The sequence below is a fragment of the Psychrobacter sp. TB20-MNA-CIBAN-0197 genome, assembly GCF_040309765.1.
GTDB lineage: Bacteria > Pseudomonadota > Gammaproteobacteria > Pseudomonadales > Moraxellaceae > Psychrobacter > Psychrobacter submarinus.
In genome coordinates this window covers 1-252 of the sequence record NZ_JBEOPC010001046.1, presented here as the reverse complement: position 1 = coordinate 252, position 252 = coordinate 1, and the positions used below count along the sequence as shown (strand labels likewise).

Here is a 252-nt window from a genome sequence, read left to right as displayed (position 1 = left end):
GGCTATAAGAACCTTGACCACCTAAGTAAGTTACACGGTGTGTTTCACTCAGTGCGTCTGGATTAAGGTTTTTTTGTAACATTGCTTGTTGGTGTAAAACTGAATCTTCCAAAATAGTTTGAAACACATTATTTACGTAGTAAGCATCTAAACCCAGTGACTTACCATAACCAATTAATTTTTCTAGAAGCGCGAGTTCACGTGCTTCATCGCGAATTGGCTTGTTGTTGGCGATTTTATATTCAACCACAC

At 38.1% G+C, this 252-nt stretch carries 1 protein-coding gene; it reads right to left on the bottom strand.

What is annotated here, in order from left to right; genetic code table 11:
- On the bottom strand, nucleotides 1–252 hold a 252-nt coding region (locus AAEY83_RS17095), incomplete at both ends, for a chorismate mutase (RefSeq protein ID WP_351061051.1).